The organism is Acidianus manzaensis, from assembly GCF_002116695.1.
In the GTDB taxonomy this organism is placed as follows: domain Archaea; phylum Thermoproteota; class Thermoprotei_A; order Sulfolobales; family Sulfolobaceae; genus Acidianus; species Acidianus manzaensis.
In genome coordinates this window covers 2,359,380-2,376,504 of sequence record NZ_CP020477.1, presented here as the reverse complement: position 1 = coordinate 2,376,504, position 17,125 = coordinate 2,359,380, and the positions used below count along the sequence as shown (strand labels likewise).

Genomic DNA, 17,125 nt, shown 5'->3' with positions numbered 1-17,125 from the left:
ACTGATTTCATCCTTTTAATTCATCTATTGGATAATGTTCTTTTTTCTCTAGAATTAAGATTGTAGAAATTACAGTTAAACCTAATACATCAAGAAATACACTAGCCTCAATTAATAAAGGAATTGGTATGAGAAAAATACCTAGAATAACTAATGCGTTTTCTTCTTCTATGTATCCAATAATCTGAACTGGTGTGGCTCTTCTTGAAGCAATTAAAAATAAACCTTGGAAGAATAGGGAAAATGGAAATATTAAGTAAATTCCATTTGGTATAATTTTCGCTATAATGATCTCGTAAATTATTATAACAGCCGTGAAGAAAAATGCTAAATCGATTACAAGTAATGAAGCAACTCCAGTAATTTTTTCTCTTTCTCCATATTTTTTAACAGTACGTAATAAGACAGCAGGAATTATATAACCTCTTAGTAATATAATTATTATAGCTAATATATAATAATCAATTTTACCAGTCATTATTCCTAGTAATAATGATAGTCCACCAATAATAACTGACTGAAATCCACTACCTTCTATTAAAGGCTTATAATAAGCTTGACCTTGAATATAAAATGCTATTGCTATTATACCTACAGAAATTAACTCTATTATCTCGTTTTCTATTTCAGACATTTTGAATCACCGAAAGTAATAGGGATAAAATAGAAAGAACAAAAGCAACAGCTAAAAAATCTTGAACTTTGAATAACCTCAACTTAGCTAAGCTGGTATCTATTATTAATGCGATAAAAATTAGAAAAATCCATTTTAGGAACATTATTCCTAGATCTTCTATTGCTCCTATTATTCCTAATTGCATTCCCCAAGGTAATAAGAAAACATTCAGCAATACTGAACCTAACAAGTATTGTTTCATGTATCCTCCCCATTTAAGTAAGGCCAAAGGCTTTCCACTATATTCATAAATTAAACCATCATCTATCATTCCCATTTCAGCTAGGCCAGAACTCTCTACTGGTAATTTTCCAGTTTCAAATAACCAGAGCATAAAGAAAGCAATAGTAGCTAAAATATGATCTATAGCTAAATAATACTTAGGTATTTCGGCAAATTCATGCTCTATGTATGGATTATTTGTCCCAGTAATTAATGCTACAGCAAAGAATACAGTAATCAATGTTGACTCTCCAAGAAAACTGAATGAAGTAGCTCTGGCAGAACCTAAAGCAACAAAATTGCTTCCAGATTCCATAGAAGAAGTTATCTTCAGAAAAGACGCTAACGAAAAGAGTAAAGCACCACCTAAGAAATCTACAGTAGGAGTAAAGAACACTGGCATTGGGTATACTACTGGAATAACAAAAGATATAACAATATATACGGAAAATATCACATAAGGAGTATAAATAAAGAGGGAAGATGCGTAATTGGAAACTACTGTCTCTTTCCTAATTAATTTGAAAATATCATAGTAAGGCTGAAATATGCTCTGTCCTCTTCTCGAAGACACATTGGCTTTCCACTTGTCTAGTATTCCTGCATATAATGGAGAAAGTAGTATAACGCCAATAACTTGAATTATTGCCTCTATTATGGCTGAAATCATAAAATCACCACTAAAATAGTTACTATTAGAAAAGCAATTATCATATAAATCATATACCAAGTAATGTTACTATTCATATAAGTTATGGCAAATAATCTAGAGAATTTTGTGTATTGCTTTGCTATGAAGTACATTATTTCCCAGAAAATATCTGAGGATACTTCTAAACCATTAGGAGATATTTTCGTCCTCAAAAGCTTAGCCAACATCATTCTAATATTGTTTGCAAAAGCAAATGACGAATACTGTTCTTTTGGTCTTACTCCATTATTCCATACTTCAGATCTTCTAACTTTTGGTTTTCCAAAAATACCTAAAGTAACGAGACTAAAGATAATAATAAGTACTAATACGTAAAATGGAGATATGCCTCCAAAAGTTTGAGTAGAAGAAATTTTTGAGAAAATTATAAAACCATTAAGCATTCCTAAACTTTCATCTCCCCCTACAAATCCAGGGTAAAGAAAGTATGTAATTGAACCAAATAAAAGAACTATAATACCTACTATAGAAGGAATAACTATTTTTGTATTATTTCCTCTAAATCCCTTGAATATTTGAGTATAAGAAATAAATTTTACCATTGCTGCAGTAGCAAAGCCTTCTCCCATAGCTATTATAGATCCTGCTATTATAGGAACTGAAGAAAGAACTGAATGCAAAGCATAAGACTCCATAAACAGAGTTTCTAAAAGGCTCCAAGTAGCTACGCCACCTATGTTAGGTAATAATCCAGACATAGATGATGTAAGAAAAATCCCGCCTATTTCACCTATTTTATTCCTTATTACTTTAATAGAATCAAAATCTTCCCCTTCCACGCTACCTGATATTAGGAAAATTCCTGTCTTAGCTAAAGAATGAGCGAACGCATAAGTTATTGTAGTAAATAATGCAAAGTCTCCTATGACACTGTTAGGAGCAATCATGTAAGCTCCTATTGACGCTAATATAGCTCCATTATTTTCTATAGTACTAAACGCAGGCAATCCTTTTACGTGGTTAGAAACATAAGCATATAATGCCCCGAAAAATACTGAGAAACCTCCTATACTCATGATTATATATCCAAAAATTGGCGAAATAGGGGAGAGTAAAGTCATCTTAACTATACCATATAATGCCACTAAAGTCATTGAAGCGCTTAATATAGCTGAAGAATTAGCAGGACTATTACCATGAGCTATTGGTAGCCATTCAGTAACAAAAAATGGAAAAATGCCCATCTTTATTATAAAACCAAAGGTAGAGATTATTAATGGAATTATAGTATACAATTTAACAAATTCTATAGTACCAGTAGTATCGTAAGCATATAGAAAGCCTGAAAGAACTAAAACTGTGCTTAACTCTCCAAATCCCATAAAAGTGAATGCAGGATAGTCTATTTTCTTGTTTAATCCTATTATTGCATAAGCGGGAATGGTCATTATTTCCCAGCCTGCAAGAAAGTCTAGATAATTATTTGACGTAAGAGCGATTGACATGCCTAAAATTGATGTAATAAATAATGGAGCAAGCCATTTTCCGTAATTATCATAAAGAATGGAAAAAATTGACGAAAAGAACCAAACTAAGCTAGCTATAATGAAGAAATCAGTATAGATGTTACGAACAATTATTCCATATCCTAAGAATACTATAGAAAAAATTGACGAAAGTATGTATCCAGCTTTCCTATTTAGTATAGAGATTACTATAGAGATAATAAAGCCAATGTAAATATAATAAGGATAAAATTGAGGTAACATATCATTCACCTTTTGCCTTTATCAATGCTTTCAAAATCGTATAAGGATTAGGAGGACAACCATAGATTATTACATCAGGCTTTATTTCAGGATTGTTTCCTATTAATCCTCCGGAAATTGCACACGTACCTAATGCAATAACTAATTTTGGATTGGGCATAGCATCATATGCCCTTTCTAAAACTTCTTTCATTCTTTCTGTTATTACTCCCATTACTAACAATGCATCTGCATGTCTTGGAGTATTAGTAAAAAATATACCAAATCTACTCATATCGTATTGTGGAGAAGTTAATAATTTTAATTCAAAATTACAGCCTCCGCAAGTTCCTATATCTATTGGATAAAGATAGAAAGATCTTTTAAATAGTTTATTATTTTGTTTTATTTCAAAAATACCAATATCATTACTAGGGGAATACTGAGGATAACATCTGCCACAAAATATGCATCTGCTTGGATTCCATTTTTCTTCTTCTATTGATTTAGTTGGACATTCTACTGTTCCTCCTTGGTTTTTAACTATTTTAGTAGACCATATACTTACATCTTCTGGACTTTGTTGTGGAAATTTTTCAGTTTTTATTCCTTTCTTTATTCCTTTTATAAACCAATTCATGTAAACTTCACCCCTACTTCAGAAACCCAAATTCCAAAACTTTCCCAATTAAAGGGAAAATCTGTAAAAATATTTTTAATCATTGATTTAGAAAATGATTTAATATTTATCATTGAAGGTGATAAAAGATCCAAGCTAATTATCTTTCCTGAATTAACTACTACTCTATAAGCTAAATCCCCAGAAGGACTTTCAACTCTTCCTATTCCTTCCCCATCTTTTATTTTTATATTCTGCTCTTCTTTTATTAATTTTATTTGAGAAATAATTCTTAACGATTCGAATATTTCTTCTGCTCTAACTATTAATCTACCAAAAGCGTCACCAGTATCATACCTAGGAATTGAAAAATCAAAATCTTTATAAAGTAAATGAGAATCTTCTTTTCTAGCATCATATTCGAATCCCGATGCTCTTGCTACTGGACCAATGCTTCTTGCATCTTTTATTACTCCATTGCCTTGTAATCTATCTATGAATATTCTATTTTCTATTAAATCATGATAAATTTCTCTATATTCTCTTTCAATATCATCGAATTTTATACTTCCATCTAATATTCTAACTTTATCTGGAGAATTTGCGCCAAAGAAATATCTGTGTCCAAATATTTTACCAATCTTTCTATTTACTTTCTCTATTAAATATAATAACTGATTCAAAGGAACTTGAAATCCTGCTGACTCTGATAGTCTTTCTATTACAAATAGATTATTTCTTATTCTTTCTAATTCTAACTCCAAAATTCTAGCATAAGCTATGTTAGGATTGACTTGAATATCTGAAATTTTTTCTATAGCAGAAATAAAAGCAATGGAATGAGATGCTGAAAATGAAGCATTTATCCTCTCGATAAGTAAAATTGCGTCATTTACTTGCTTGCCTGTTACCTTTATTTCTCTAAGTTTAAAATAAGGATCTACTCTTATACCTCTTATATATTCGCCATAAGTATCTAACTCTATACCAACAGCTTCAAATAATCCTCCTGCCGAAGGTCCATAAGTAAAGGAAAATGAACCATAAGGTTTGTTTTTATTTTCAACATTATTTTCTTCAGGGCATTCACCTTCAACTACTGAATCTGAATAAAGGCAATATTTACCTAGTTTTCCTATTATCCTCATATTACCCACCATAAAATGTAGATTCCTATTCCAAGGGATATAACAGAGGAAACAAGAGAAATAATTCCCATTACTTTATCTTCCGATAAATTTCTTTGACCTTTAAAAATCATTTTACTAATATGAAAATTAATTGATATAAATACTATAGCCAAAAATATTATTAGTAATATAAATTGTAGAGTAGAAAAAGCTAAAATTCTTGAAAGTATAAGAAATTCTCCTATAAAAGTTCCAAATGGCGGAGTACCAGTTACTGCTAAAGATGATAAAAGTAGAGAATGAGGAATAAACTTTAGTCTCCATAAACCATATTCATCAATTTTCTTATCTCCTACCATCTTAAATATTGATCCAGATGAGTAAAATGCTCCAGCTTTTCCGAATGCATGAGAAATAAGAAGAATTATTGCCCCAGTTAAAGAACCATAAGTGAAACCTAATAATGCTAAATTCATATTTTCTATTGTTGAGTAAGCAAATAATCTTTTGAAATTCGTCTGACTTGCCATCATTATAGATGCTACTATTATTGAAATAATAGCAAACCAAGAATATAATATTGGTAAGGGAGAAATTAGATAAATTATATAAAGTACGTATAGAGCAACGGGTAAAAGTACACCTGAAAACATAGCACTTATCGGAGCAGGAGCTTCACTGTGAGCATCTGGTAACCAAGTATTTACTGGAAATACTCCAACTTTAGTTCCAAAACCTACTAATGCTATAGCTGATGCTAACTTCAAAATTAAGCTAGAATTTCTCTCTTCTAATAGAGTAGAAATAGATAATGTATGGAAAGAATAGTAAATTAAAATAACTGAAATAAAAGCAAAAGTAACTCCTGCAGACACGAGAATAGTATATCTCCATCCGGCCTCCAAAGAAGCTTCAGTTCCCTCTGTAACTACTAAAAGTATAGTAGAAATTGTGGTTGCTTCTATCCCTACCCACATTAAGCCTATATTGTTTATACTTAATGCAAAAAACATTGATGAAGTAAAGAAATTTAATAAAAGAAAATATTCTCTTTCACTTATCTTTGTTTTAATCCCTTTAAGATAGTTTATTGAGAAGAGAGAAGATAATAGGTATATTGAAGATACCATTATTATAAAATAAATTGTTATATCATTTATAAAAAAGAGAGAATTACTAACAGTAACGTGAAAGAGCAATAAGTATAGAGAAATAAATATATCAAAGACACTGGCTGTTATTGTAGAGTATTTTATATATTTAAAAAAGAAAAATACATTTGCTATTAATGGTATAATAATTAAACATATGATTAAATCTGATTCCAATGACTTCACCTATCTCATAGAGATAGGCGTCATCAGCCATCATTAATCTGGCGGTTTGAGGGAGTTACCCTCTGGGAGACGCCATTCCCATAAGATAATTCATAAAATGATTTATAAGTTTTTGCTATAACCATAATTACAAATTAATATCAAAAAGTAGAGGTCAAAAGTTATTAACGATATTTACTAATATTAGCAATATTTATATTCTTCCAAAAATTAACTTCTAACTCGTAATCTTACCAAAGTTTTATATTCTTAATAAAATAATTCACTAACGTACCAAGTAATAGTAAATGGTATTCTTCATATCTTGTTTTCAGATAAGTATTTAAGCATAGTAAAAATATCTACTCAACCAAACGATTAAATTATATACTTATTAAGTATTCAATAATCTAATTTTTTATTTATGTTAGACAATAACTTATCTGATAATAGTGATTAATGCAGACATAATCAAGACCTTATACGAATTGCAGAAATCAGGAGATTTATTATATGACAATATGCAGGATATCTCAAATACTTTTTTACTATTGAGAAATACATTTCATTATTCATCATATCCTATATTAAGAACTGAAACCATAGGATTAAACAGATATTTTATAACAATATATTCGAATTATATTTTAAATACAAGCGATATTTATGACCTTTTTGAAGGTTCTGTTTTATTTATTTATAGAAATCTGTTAAATCCATATTCTGTAAATATTCTTCTTTCTACTCCATTAAAAGAACATTTTTTTACTAAACCACTTGATTATTTGCAAGATTACGACGTAATATATTATTATAATATGGATAAAATATACGATCATTTTACGTATCCGATAGATTATTCTTCGTTTAATTTTGAAAAAAGGAAATTCCAAATAAGAGATACGCCTAGAGAATATTTTTCCTTTAACTTTGATCCAACCAAGACTATCGAGAGTCAAGACTTAAAAATTATAAAGGAAAAACAAATGTATCCATCATATACATTAAAAGAAATATCAAAAGAACTAGAAATTCCTTATTTAGAAGCTAAAAATCGCGTTATGGAACATATAATCCCTAATGGAATTATCTCATCTTATGTATTAACTTTACAAAAGCCAGAATTTATTTTGCTTATTTATTTTGAAGAAAAGGACACTATAAGTTACATATCTAGAATCCCAGAGCTTTATTTAATTTATCAAACCAGAAATGGATATTTAGCTCATATTATTGGTCAAAATAAAATATTATTTAAATATATAGAATACATTACGAGAATAAAAAGGAAAGATCAAATAGATTTAAATATTATTCCGCATAATTATATAAAATCTTTTCCGATTCCAGAAAATCGATATATTGAAGGAAAATGGAATTTTGATGTTGAAGAAATGATAAAGAAAGCTCAATATCTAGTAAAAAAATTCAAAAAATAATTATCAATCCCTCTTTTTACATACTATAGCTAAAAATACTTCTAATGATAATCCAAAATATATTAAATTATGCAAAAACATGGGAATAAATAATGACGATATTGCAAGAGGAATCGAATACCTATTAAATTTAAGACTTAATAGAAAAATCGATAGTAGCACTATAATAAAAGGAAAGTATAACCTAGAGAATAGAATTAGCTCTACAACTAAGGCTAAACTAGTTATTATAATAAAATTATTCATAAATTGACAGAATTTTTCCTGAACTATATATTTTTTCTCTATATTATTCATAAATTATGTAGAATATATATTCATATATAGCCTAACTTATCTGATAAACATTTTACCAAGTTCTATCATTTTTCCTTTTTCCACTTCCTTTCCTTCTCCACAATAGTGAGCTAAAGTAGATGAAAATACTGCATTACCATTTTTATTACTATAAAACATTACATAATATTTTTCATTAACATTTTTAGTTTTGATATATTCTTCATTATAATAATTCATAAAAGATAATTCTGCCTCTCTATTTTCTCTTTTTATTTTTAATAAAATTATGTTTAAAGATGATTTAGTATATTCTTTTATTTTGTCATAATTTTCTCTTTGCACTAAATACTTAAGAAGTAGCTCACTATCTACTAAGTAATTAGATTCAATATTCAATTCTTTTGCAATTTTCTCCTTATCTACACTTCCATTATGAGCTAAGTAGAAAATATACTTTTCATTAGTTTCTAAGTATGGATGAGAGAAAAAGGAAGATACTAGTTTCTTGTCAGAAGCTTGTCTAGCATGAACTATTATCATCATCTCTTCATCTTTAAGATTGAGAGGAAAATCATCAACAAAAAATATTGGATTTACATCTCTATAATGAATTAATTTATCTTTAGTTAAAAGAATAAATCCCCAGCCATCTTCATGAGGCTTAGGATAATATACATCGTTTGATGCTGATTTCTTTAAACATTCAAATAATTCTTTTACTCTCTGACTAGAAAAACCGTAATAAGCAAACATTCTACACATAAGTATAATTTATTTTAATAATATTTATATCTTAAAACAAAGATCTCCACTCTTTTATTTTAAGTGATTAAATATAGCAAAGAATAAAGATAATTCGATAAAAGTTAATAGGAATGACAATATACCTCCCATGATTACTTGTTTTAAAGTATGAGCTTTTTCCTTTATTCTAGCCCAACCAACAATTATTGGCAAAGATAATAATGGCAGAAAAATGATGTCTGAAAATACCATTATAATCGCAACTACCATACCAGTTATCGTAGCAACGTGAATACTTATTTTACATTTAGTGGTTATCCCAAGAATAATTACAGTATTTATAACGTAGGAAATAGCTATGTATGAAATCAAATTTATAGGAAGAGCTAATATAATTCCAAGGATATAACCTATTAAAGAAAGCAGTATTGGTAAAAATCTTTCTTCTCGTCTTCGTATAAGCAAATCTGATAACTTACCCATTTTCTTTAAAACTAAAGTCACTAGAAATGGATATATTGAAAAGAAAAACGTAAGTACAATTAAATCATACAATCTGTACCCTTTTCCCAAAATTAATATTAAAAAACCTATAAATGTTGAAACTGATGGATGAAAAATGATAGATAAATATCTAGAAATCAAATCAAACCACTAGTTAGTATAACAAAACCCACTGTGTATAATAGTGTTATTGCTATTCCTCTCATAATTTTTCTAGGAAATTTAAATGTAAAAAGTCTAAAAAGTGTTAGAGTCCATAAAAATCCCGTTATTCCACCAAGTATTGACATTAATGCATCACCAGTCATTATCCATGCGCTTACAGTAAAAATATCAACTTCTATACCTTCCGCAATTATTCCAATAGAAGATGTAAGAAAAGCTCCTTTAGGTTCAGGATAATCCCTAAAGAAAAATATGCTAGCCATGGCTATAAGCAAAAAACCTAGGAGCATTTTGATAATATATTCACTTGTATCGGTAATTAATATCGGTAATAAGAGATACGTTATATAAATTAAAAGAAGTATACCAATAATTCCAGCTATAGTACCTAAATTTCCCATTTTACTATTTGAAGAATATCCTAAATAAGAAAAAAGAGACATTTCAAATCCTTCAAAAGAACAAGGCAAAAAAGATGCTAAAAATGCTACAGTATCCATGCTATTACCTTTTTAAGTACACTCTATATCTTTTTAATGCTAATATTCCGGAAATCAAAAATCCAATTAAAGACGAATACATGTAATATTCTGTTACGAAAGAGTAAATGTTATTTGAATAATCTAGAAATCCTGCTATTCCTAAGGTTATTAACATAAGCAATAATCCTGGCAATAACACTTTTTTAATTTTGAATGATGCAAAAGTCAATCCAAATGCTATAATTTCTAATGGCAGAAGTAAATCTAATTCTGGTGCAGAATATACCTGAGCAAATCCTACATGAGGATTAACCAAAGCAATATATCCATAATGTACTGGATATTGTAATGGTATAGGATATGTCCAATTGTTTGGTCCTAAAATTATTGGTGGCCTAGGTTTGCTAAAATTAAAGGATTTAAGTAAACCTTGAACATCACTTTCCTCTACCCATTTTGTAAAGTATGGTAAATGCCAATTATAGTCTATGAAGCCTAATAAAGTATATCCACTTAATGTATAATTATTAATCCATGCTTCTTTAGCATATGGAGATATAATAAGTAAAGGAATCCTCTGTCCTAATCCGTAGTGATTAATTGATGGAGGAGTAATTTGATCATAATATCCGCCACCTTCGTCAAAAGTTATGAAAATTACAGTAGAATTCCAATAAGGACTCTCCATAATAGCATTAATAGTTTGAGTTAACTCTACTGCGCCTGCAGTTATATTATAGGGAGGATGCATGTCATACTGATCGTCATATCCAGTTATGTACATTACCCAACTTACTGCTGGAAGATTTCCATCTTGTAAATCCTCATAAAATGTAGTTAGGGAATGGAAGTGATTTTGATATTGACTTATTCCTATGAATGCTCCTATTGGCCATGGTATTTGACCACTATAGCCATAAGCAAAATATCCCCAGGTTATATTATATTCTTGTAATTGGTACATTATACTTTCTTTAAATGGAATTGCATTACAAACGTCATCACTATAGAAGTTTGGTGGTTGTCCTATCATATAAGCTATCCTATTAGGTTCTGTTAATCCTAGAACTGGAGAGTAATAATTATCTGCTAATGTATATTCTTCAGCATAGTCCCATAACAGACCAACTTGTTGATAAGAGAAATATGCCATACTTTGGGGACCAGAATAATAAACGAAACCATCTTCAGTATCAAACCAATAATCTCCATGATATGATGTCCAGCCTTCGTAAGGATCTACCGTATCCCATGCATCTGCATAATAAGGATGAGAATTCCCAAATAGTGGGAACCATGGAACATTAGGAACAGTTATATAACCTAAAACTCCATTCTTCGAATTCTCTAGCTGAGTATAATTATTGTACAGCCCTTCTGGCTCCATAACTGAAAGTGTTATATTATTTATCTTAGGAGGCCATCCAAATGGATAAGTTCCAAAGATGTTATCAAATGAATGATTTTCCTCTATTATTATAACAACATGCTTTATCGGAGTTTGAGTAGACTGAGAATGATAAATAGGAAGAACAAAAAGAAAAAGAACAAAAAATAGGGATAATATTTTTTTATCTATTTTTATTTTACTTATCATACAGAAATTATATGAGTTCATTTTAGAACCCAACGTATGGAATGCTTCTTCCAAATCCATAAATATTTGCTAAAATGTCTAAAACAATAAGACCAATTATAATTACAAACATTATATAATCCATTTTTCCTATACTTAAATGAACTAATGATGTTCTACTATTATAAGCTCTAAATCCTCTAGTATCAGCTGATATTGCTAGATTCTTTGCTCCTCTTAGAAGATAAACCATTGTAGGAACTATAGCTAAAATTCCTGCATATAAGAAGTAAAATGCATTAACAATTTTTGGTTTATTATAACCTAATCCTCTAGCAAATTGCATTTTTATTGAAGTATCGAATAATTCAAATATTCTAGGTACTGTCCTTAATCCTACTAAGATTGAAAAAGTTACAGCTAATGGTACTTTTATCTTACTAAACATTCTAAATATGTCTGAAGTAGTCGTACTTAATATTAGAAGTAAAGCAGAATCTAATACAGCTGTTATTCTGAAAGAAATTTGTAATCCATATATTAATGCCTGCAAAGTTAATGTTGGTTCATATCCCATTATTGTAAAATATGATGGCCATACCCATACCGTAGTATAAGATGAAGGATTAGGAAAAACCATTTGCAAAATACTTGTTGGAGTATAAGGTGCTATTCCCCATGTACCTCCTATAATAGTTATGGCGTTTAATATTGTAATGTATACAAACTTTCTAACTCCATTAGTTAATGTAAAGTAAAGAAACATAACAGCTAAAGTCAAAATAGCTCCTATCCACCAAATAGTAGTAGAAGCTACTATCATTACTACAACGCCAAATATGATTTTAGTTAAAGGGTTAAGTTTGTAAAGAAACGTTTTGCCGGATTCATATCTAGTTATTTCCAAAAATCCCTTCAAACCTAATACTGAGAGAAGTAAAAGAATAGGAAAAACTACCCCATAGAAAAACAAAAACCAGCTTAACACGTTTTGGGTTAAAGACTGCTCATAGAGAAAACTCCAAAACACCATTTTTTGTCACCAAATATTCAGTTGGTGGATAAATATCAAGGTCTGATCTAGAAAAAACATCTTCTGGCTTTCCATCCAAAACTATTTTTCCTTTTTTCATGACTAATACTCTATCACAGAATTTATCAACAAATCTAGAATCATGAGTAACTATTAGAAATGTATAGCCTCTTTCTCTCATCTCTTGAACTTCCTTCCCTAGCATAAGCCTATGATACCAATCTTGGCCACTCGTAGGTTCATCCATTAGAACAATATCAGCACCAGAAGAAATTACTGATGCCATAGCTACCCTTCTCCTTTGTCCCATAGATAATAATAATGGATCTTCTTTCCTTATTTTATATAAAGAAAATTCTTTTAGAATATTATTTAGTTTCTCTTGGTTAAAATTCTTCCTATTCTTCATTGCAAATGAAACTTCTCCTTCAACTGATCTTTTTACAAACATAATATCAAAGTTTTGTGGTAGATAACCGATATATGATCCTCTCTCAGCTAATCCTTTCTTACTTAGATCTTTCCCTTTAACTATTAATGTAACATCTGATTTAAGTTTCTTATCTAGCAAGCCCATAATTGCCTTTAATAAAGTAGATTTGCCAGCTCCATTATTACCCATCAATGCAACAATTTCTCCTTTTCTTAACTTTAATTCAGTGTCTACTAAAACTTCACCAGTTTTTGTATAAACTTTTGCCTTTGCGTAAAGAATCTCTTCTGCTCCTTGTTTCCTAGGAGGAGGAGAATATCTAAAATCTTTCAAATATTTAGGATCTAATTTAGTTGCACCTATCTTTTTTAAATATAAATAATATTCTGGAATTTCTACTCCAGCTGAATATAATAAATCGGCCTTATCAATTAACTCGTTTTTCTCTACATCAAATAGAATTCTTCCTCCATCTATTAATATAACTCTATCAACATAAGGTAATACTCTATCTAACTTATGCTCAACTATAATTAAGCTCCTTCTTTCACTTCTAAAAGTTTTTATTAAGGAAAAAATTTCAGCTGTACCTTTAGGATCAATGTTAGATGTTGGTTCATCTAAAATTAATGCTTTTGGTTGCATAGCTAATACTGAAGCTAAAGCTGTTCTCTGTAATTCTCCTCCAGACAAATTACTTATATCTCTATCTAATAACTCAGTTACACCAGTCATTTTAGCAGAAAGTTCTACTCTTTTTTCTATCTCATCTTTTGGTAACATAAAATTTTCAGGACCAAAGGCTATTTCGTCCTTTACTGTATAATTAAATACTTGAGTTTCGGGATCTTGCAATAAAGTACCTACTAGCCTGGCAGTTTCATAGATAGGCTGCTTTCTAGGATCTTTACCATAAACATATATTTCACCATCAACTTCAGCTGTTATCATGTTAGGAATTACGCCATTAATTGAATTTATTAGAGTAGATTTTCCTGAACCTGATTTACCAACTATTAATACTGATTCTCCATCCTCAATTTCTAAATCATCTATAACTAGCGATGGTTTCATCCTACCTGGATAATAAACCTCCAAATTCTTGATTTGTATAAATTTCATTGCCCTACCGCCCTTGCAATAATTATTGCAAGTACTCCAGCTATAATTCCCATTATTATATCTCCAGGTAAGAAAGCCTCTATAGTAAATATTATCTTACCCCAGTTCACATAACCACCATATAAAAATGGCTTAAAGAAGCCATCATAAAATAACGGATCAGGAAACGCCCATAACGCTCCAATTATAGCACCTTCTATAGCACCTAAACCATAAGCTATAGGCTTATACATGTTTCCGGAATACTCTTCTTCCTCTTCCGATCCTGATGAGGCTTTAGCTATCGTTGTTTTACCTCGTGCTCTACTTATTCCCTTGAAACTTGATATTCCAAATGGTTGTCCACCTGTAGCTGCTATTAACAGATCTACAAATAATCCATATGTTAAACTTTCGTATATTAGAAAAATTGGTTCTCCACCAAAACCATAATGGAATAAATCTCCTAAAATATCAAAAATAGCTAGACTTAATATGCCTGTTCCTACTTTTCTTACTAATCCAGCTACTATAAATACTATTAATAATCTGCCTAAAAATCCTACATTAATAAAAGGATTACTTGGAATAAATTTTCCTAGAAATGCACCTATATAGAATTCCCAAACTACTGAAAACGCTGCACCAATTCCTATATAAACTAAGTCTAATGTTGAAAATCCTCTAAGTCCTCCAGTTTTCTTACCAAATAAAAATGCTATTGCTATTGCAACAGCAAAATACAAAAGAACTAGTTCCCAAGGTAATTCTCCAGGGGCATTTACTATTCCGCTTATACCATTAAAACCCATAATTATCTATCCTACTACTTTAAAAACAGATAATAAGGATTTCTTACATAGTTCTTGTCAATTATAAAATACTATATAGACTAAATATTACTCATTTTTGAAAATACTCATGTTAAGAACGAAATTGTTGTGCATTTTTTATAATTACAATTTTATTTTACGACTAGATAAAGAAGCGAATTATATAAGAAAACAAAATATATTGAATAGATATTATAATAGAAATACTATTTAAAGATATATTATTATTTTATTAATATTGTCTATATTATGTTTATTGATTTAGTAATCTCACAGCTCTGTGTATTCCATATTCTTCTGCTAATTTAGCTATTTTTCCTTGAACGAATGTTCCAAGTAAATCTCCGAAATAGTCTTCTCCTATTCTAACTATTATTGCGTATTGCTTAAATCTGAATTTATCCTCTATACCTATTGCGTTAAGCATTGCTCTTCTACCTGCTTGTACTGCCACTTGTGCTGACATCGGAATAAATGATTTAGTAGTAGCTGAATCTCCTGCTCCATAAACGTCTTCGTAATCTACTGATTGTAAATATTCGTCAACAAGCATTCTACTATTTATATTACTTAAGCCTAATTCAGATATAAGTGGGGATCCTTTAAATCCTATTGAAGATATTATAATATCGGCATCTATTTTTCCTTCTGATGTTTCTATTACTCCCTGCGAAATAGAATCTACTTTAGTTTTTAGCATGACATCTACTCCAAGTTCTTGTAATTTATTCAAAGCATAATTAGAAGCCTTATAATTCATAAAACTTAATAGTCTATCTTGTCCCTCAATTAGATATACTTTGTCCTTCTTCTTTCCTAATTGTATACTTACACTGGCTAATTCTACTCCTAATGGACCACCACCAATTATCGCAATTTTTCTCGCATTCATGATTTTTTCTCTGAGATAAAGTGCATCTTCAACATTTTCTATTTTATCCGTGTTAGGAAATATTTTTTGAGTATAACCTAAAGATATAATTAACTTATCATAATTTAGTTCTCCCCCTGATGTTATTACTTTTTTATTTTTAAAATCTATGTTTTTTACAGTAGCTCTCAAAACGTTTTTGTATGGAATTTTAGCTATTTCTGGATTTCCTGTCTTTACTACGTCAACTAGTCTGTGTGTTAATACAAAGTAATCTTTATCATCTATCAGTATTGAATCATGCGTTTTAAATGCGGAAAGGCCTGCAAATCCTCCACCTAAAATAACTGTCCTCATATGTTTATATTCAACTCAGATTTTTTAAGCATTTCTTACTATACTTATAAATTTCTTTTTCATTTATTATAGATAAAAAAATTTTTATAAAATGAAAGTTTTTATCATTATCTTTAGCATAAAGTATAAGCATATTAAACTTATTTTAATTTCTAGATCAGAAACCTTAAATATCAAAAAGAATAATAAAAATTGATTATGCCAAGCATCTTTGTAGACTTCGGATATACACTAGTAGGATTTAAACCATCATTCTATGAGAAAGTTTATGATATTATAAAAGATTACAATAATAATGTCTCATTAGATAAAGTATTTAGAGCTTACGTTAAAGCAATGTCAAAAAACAACTTTCCTGACGAAGAAGGAAGGGATGTAGTAGATCTAAAAGATTTCCTTTACCATTTAGGCATTACTCCTAGGGAAAAATTGTTAAAAGAATTAGATAAAGCAAGAATAAGAGATGGAGAGCCTTTTCTATATGACGATACTATTGACTTTTTAGAGAGCTATAAATCTCTTGGATATAAAATAATTTTAGTAAGTAATGCCAGTAAAGGAATTTACAAACTAATAGATAAGTTTGAATTAATGAAATATTTTGATGGACTAGTACTTTCATTTGAAGTAAAACTAGTTAAACCTCATCCTAAAATATTTTTCAAAGCGTTAGAAAAATCCAAAGAATATCCAGACTTCCATTTGGGCGATATTTATGAAATAGATTACATAGGAGCAAAAAGAGCGGGAATACAAGGAATGTTAATAGATAGACAGAATTTTTATCCAGACATAAGAGAAAATAAGGTAAAAAGCTTAAAAGAATTAATAAGAGAAGAAAATAAAATAAATTCGTTAGAAATCTAAATACATAGAAAATATAAAAGCTCTATGCATGTTTGTTTCAACGTTTATTAATTCACAATCATTTTATTTATCGATCAA

Annotated in this window: 17 protein-coding genes and 1 riboswitch; of the genes, 2 read left to right on the top strand and 15 right to left on the bottom strand. The window is 29.5% G+C overall.

Translation table 11 applies throughout. The features are described 5' to 3' along the window. Positions 1-7: 7 nt before the first annotated feature. The 6 genes from B6F84_RS12385 to B6F84_RS12360 are packed head-to-tail and all read right to left on the bottom strand — an operon-like array spanning position 8 to position 6,375. Positions 8-634: a hydrogenase gene (locus tag B6F84_RS12385; RefSeq protein WP_148692521.1), complete on the bottom strand. Its 627-nt coding sequence runs from the start codon at positions 632-634 to the stop codon at positions 8-10. Further along, positions 627-1,568: a respiratory chain complex I subunit 1 family protein gene (locus B6F84_RS12380; protein ID WP_148692520.1), complete on the bottom strand. Its 942-nt coding sequence runs from the start codon at positions 1,566-1,568 to the stop codon at positions 627-629. The genes B6F84_RS12385 and B6F84_RS12380 overlap by 8 nt, the downstream gene beginning before the upstream one ends. Further along, the gene (locus B6F84_RS12375; RefSeq protein WP_148692519.1) at positions 1,565-3,319 is read right to left on the bottom strand and encodes a proton-conducting transporter transmembrane domain-containing protein; all 1,755 of its coding nucleotides are present in this window, start codon (positions 3,317-3,319) and stop codon (positions 1,565-1,567) included. Before B6F84_RS12375 ends, B6F84_RS12380 begins: the two co-directional genes overlap by 4 nt. Before the next feature lies 1 nt (position 3,320). Further along, positions 3,321-3,938 (bottom strand): NADH-quinone oxidoreductase subunit B family protein, encoded by a 618-nt coding sequence (locus B6F84_RS12370; RefSeq protein ID WP_148692518.1) that lies wholly within the window; start codon positions 3,936-3,938, stop codon positions 3,321-3,323. Then, entirely contained in the window at positions 3,935-5,065 is a 1,131-nt protein-coding gene (locus tag B6F84_RS12365) for an NADH-quinone oxidoreductase subunit D-related protein (protein WP_148692517.1), read from the bottom strand. The genes B6F84_RS12370 and B6F84_RS12365 overlap by 4 nt, the downstream gene beginning before the upstream one ends. Continuing rightward, the gene (locus B6F84_RS12360) at positions 5,062-6,375 is read right to left on the bottom strand and encodes a proton-conducting transporter transmembrane domain-containing protein (protein WP_187152697.1); all 1,314 of its coding nucleotides are present in this window, start codon (positions 6,373-6,375) and stop codon (positions 5,062-5,064) included. The genes B6F84_RS12365 and B6F84_RS12360 overlap by 4 nt, the downstream gene beginning before the upstream one ends. Before the next feature lie 16 nt (positions 6,376-6,391). Then, positions 6,392-6,473, bottom strand: a riboswitch (Fluoride riboswitch). Positions 6,474-6,815: 342 nt separating this feature from the next. Here B6F84_RS12360 and B6F84_RS12355 point away from each other — a divergent pair. Continuing rightward, complete coding sequence (locus B6F84_RS12355) at positions 6,816-7,802, top strand: hypothetical protein (protein ID WP_148692516.1); 987 nt, start codon at positions 6,816-6,818, stop codon at positions 7,800-7,802. Positions 7,803-7,805: 3 nt separating this feature from the next. Here the strand turns inward: B6F84_RS12355 and B6F84_RS12350 are convergent, their stop codons facing one another. The 9 genes from B6F84_RS12350 to B6F84_RS12310 form a co-directional block, all read right to left on the bottom strand. Next, the gene (locus B6F84_RS12350; RefSeq protein ID WP_148692515.1) at positions 7,806-8,048 is read right to left on the bottom strand and encodes a hypothetical protein; all 243 of its coding nucleotides are present in this window, start codon (positions 8,046-8,048) and stop codon (positions 7,806-7,808) included. A gap of 87 nt (positions 8,049-8,135) precedes the next feature. After that, entirely contained in the window at positions 8,136-8,843 is a 708-nt protein-coding gene (locus B6F84_RS12345; protein WP_236748969.1) for a class II glutamine amidotransferase domain-containing protein, read from the bottom strand. Between the two features lie 54 nt (positions 8,844-8,897). Next, on the bottom strand, positions 8,898-9,470 hold the full coding sequence (locus B6F84_RS12340; RefSeq protein WP_148692514.1) for a hypothetical protein: 573 nt from the start codon (positions 9,468-9,470) through the stop codon (positions 8,898-8,900). Further along, positions 9,467-9,994 (bottom strand): hypothetical protein, encoded by a 528-nt coding sequence (locus B6F84_RS12335; protein WP_148692513.1) that lies wholly within the window; start codon positions 9,992-9,994, stop codon positions 9,467-9,469. Before B6F84_RS12335 ends, B6F84_RS12340 begins: the two co-directional genes overlap by 4 nt. A gap of 4 nt (positions 9,995-9,998) precedes the next feature. After that, positions 9,999-11,573, bottom strand: a complete 1,575-nt coding sequence (locus B6F84_RS12330; RefSeq protein ID WP_148692512.1) for a phospholipase C — start codon at positions 11,571-11,573, stop codon at positions 9,999-10,001. Positions 11,574-11,595: 22 nt separating this feature from the next. Next, positions 11,596-12,585, bottom strand: a complete 990-nt coding sequence (locus tag B6F84_RS12325) for an energy-coupling factor transporter transmembrane component T family protein (RefSeq protein ID WP_148692511.1) — start codon at positions 12,583-12,585, stop codon at positions 11,596-11,598. Further along, positions 12,560-14,140: an ABC transporter ATP-binding protein gene (locus tag B6F84_RS12320; protein WP_148692510.1), complete on the bottom strand. Its 1,581-nt coding sequence runs from the start codon at positions 14,138-14,140 to the stop codon at positions 12,560-12,562. Before B6F84_RS12320 ends, B6F84_RS12325 begins: the two co-directional genes overlap by 26 nt. Beyond that, on the bottom strand, positions 14,137-14,931 hold the full coding sequence (locus B6F84_RS12315) for a hypothetical protein (protein ID WP_148692509.1): 795 nt from the start codon (positions 14,929-14,931) through the stop codon (positions 14,137-14,139). The genes B6F84_RS12320 and B6F84_RS12315 overlap by 4 nt, the downstream gene beginning before the upstream one ends. A gap of 274 nt (positions 14,932-15,205) precedes the next feature. After that, positions 15,206-16,180 (bottom strand): NAD(P)/FAD-dependent oxidoreductase, encoded by a 975-nt coding sequence (locus B6F84_RS12310; protein WP_148692508.1) that lies wholly within the window; start codon positions 16,178-16,180, stop codon positions 15,206-15,208. 198 nt (positions 16,181-16,378) lie between these two features. Between B6F84_RS12310 and B6F84_RS12305 the strand changes: the two genes are divergently transcribed. After that, positions 16,379-17,047: an HAD family hydrolase gene (locus B6F84_RS12305; protein ID WP_236748968.1), complete on the top strand. Its 669-nt coding sequence runs from the start codon at positions 16,379-16,381 to the stop codon at positions 17,045-17,047. Positions 17,048-17,125: the final 78 nt, after the last annotated feature.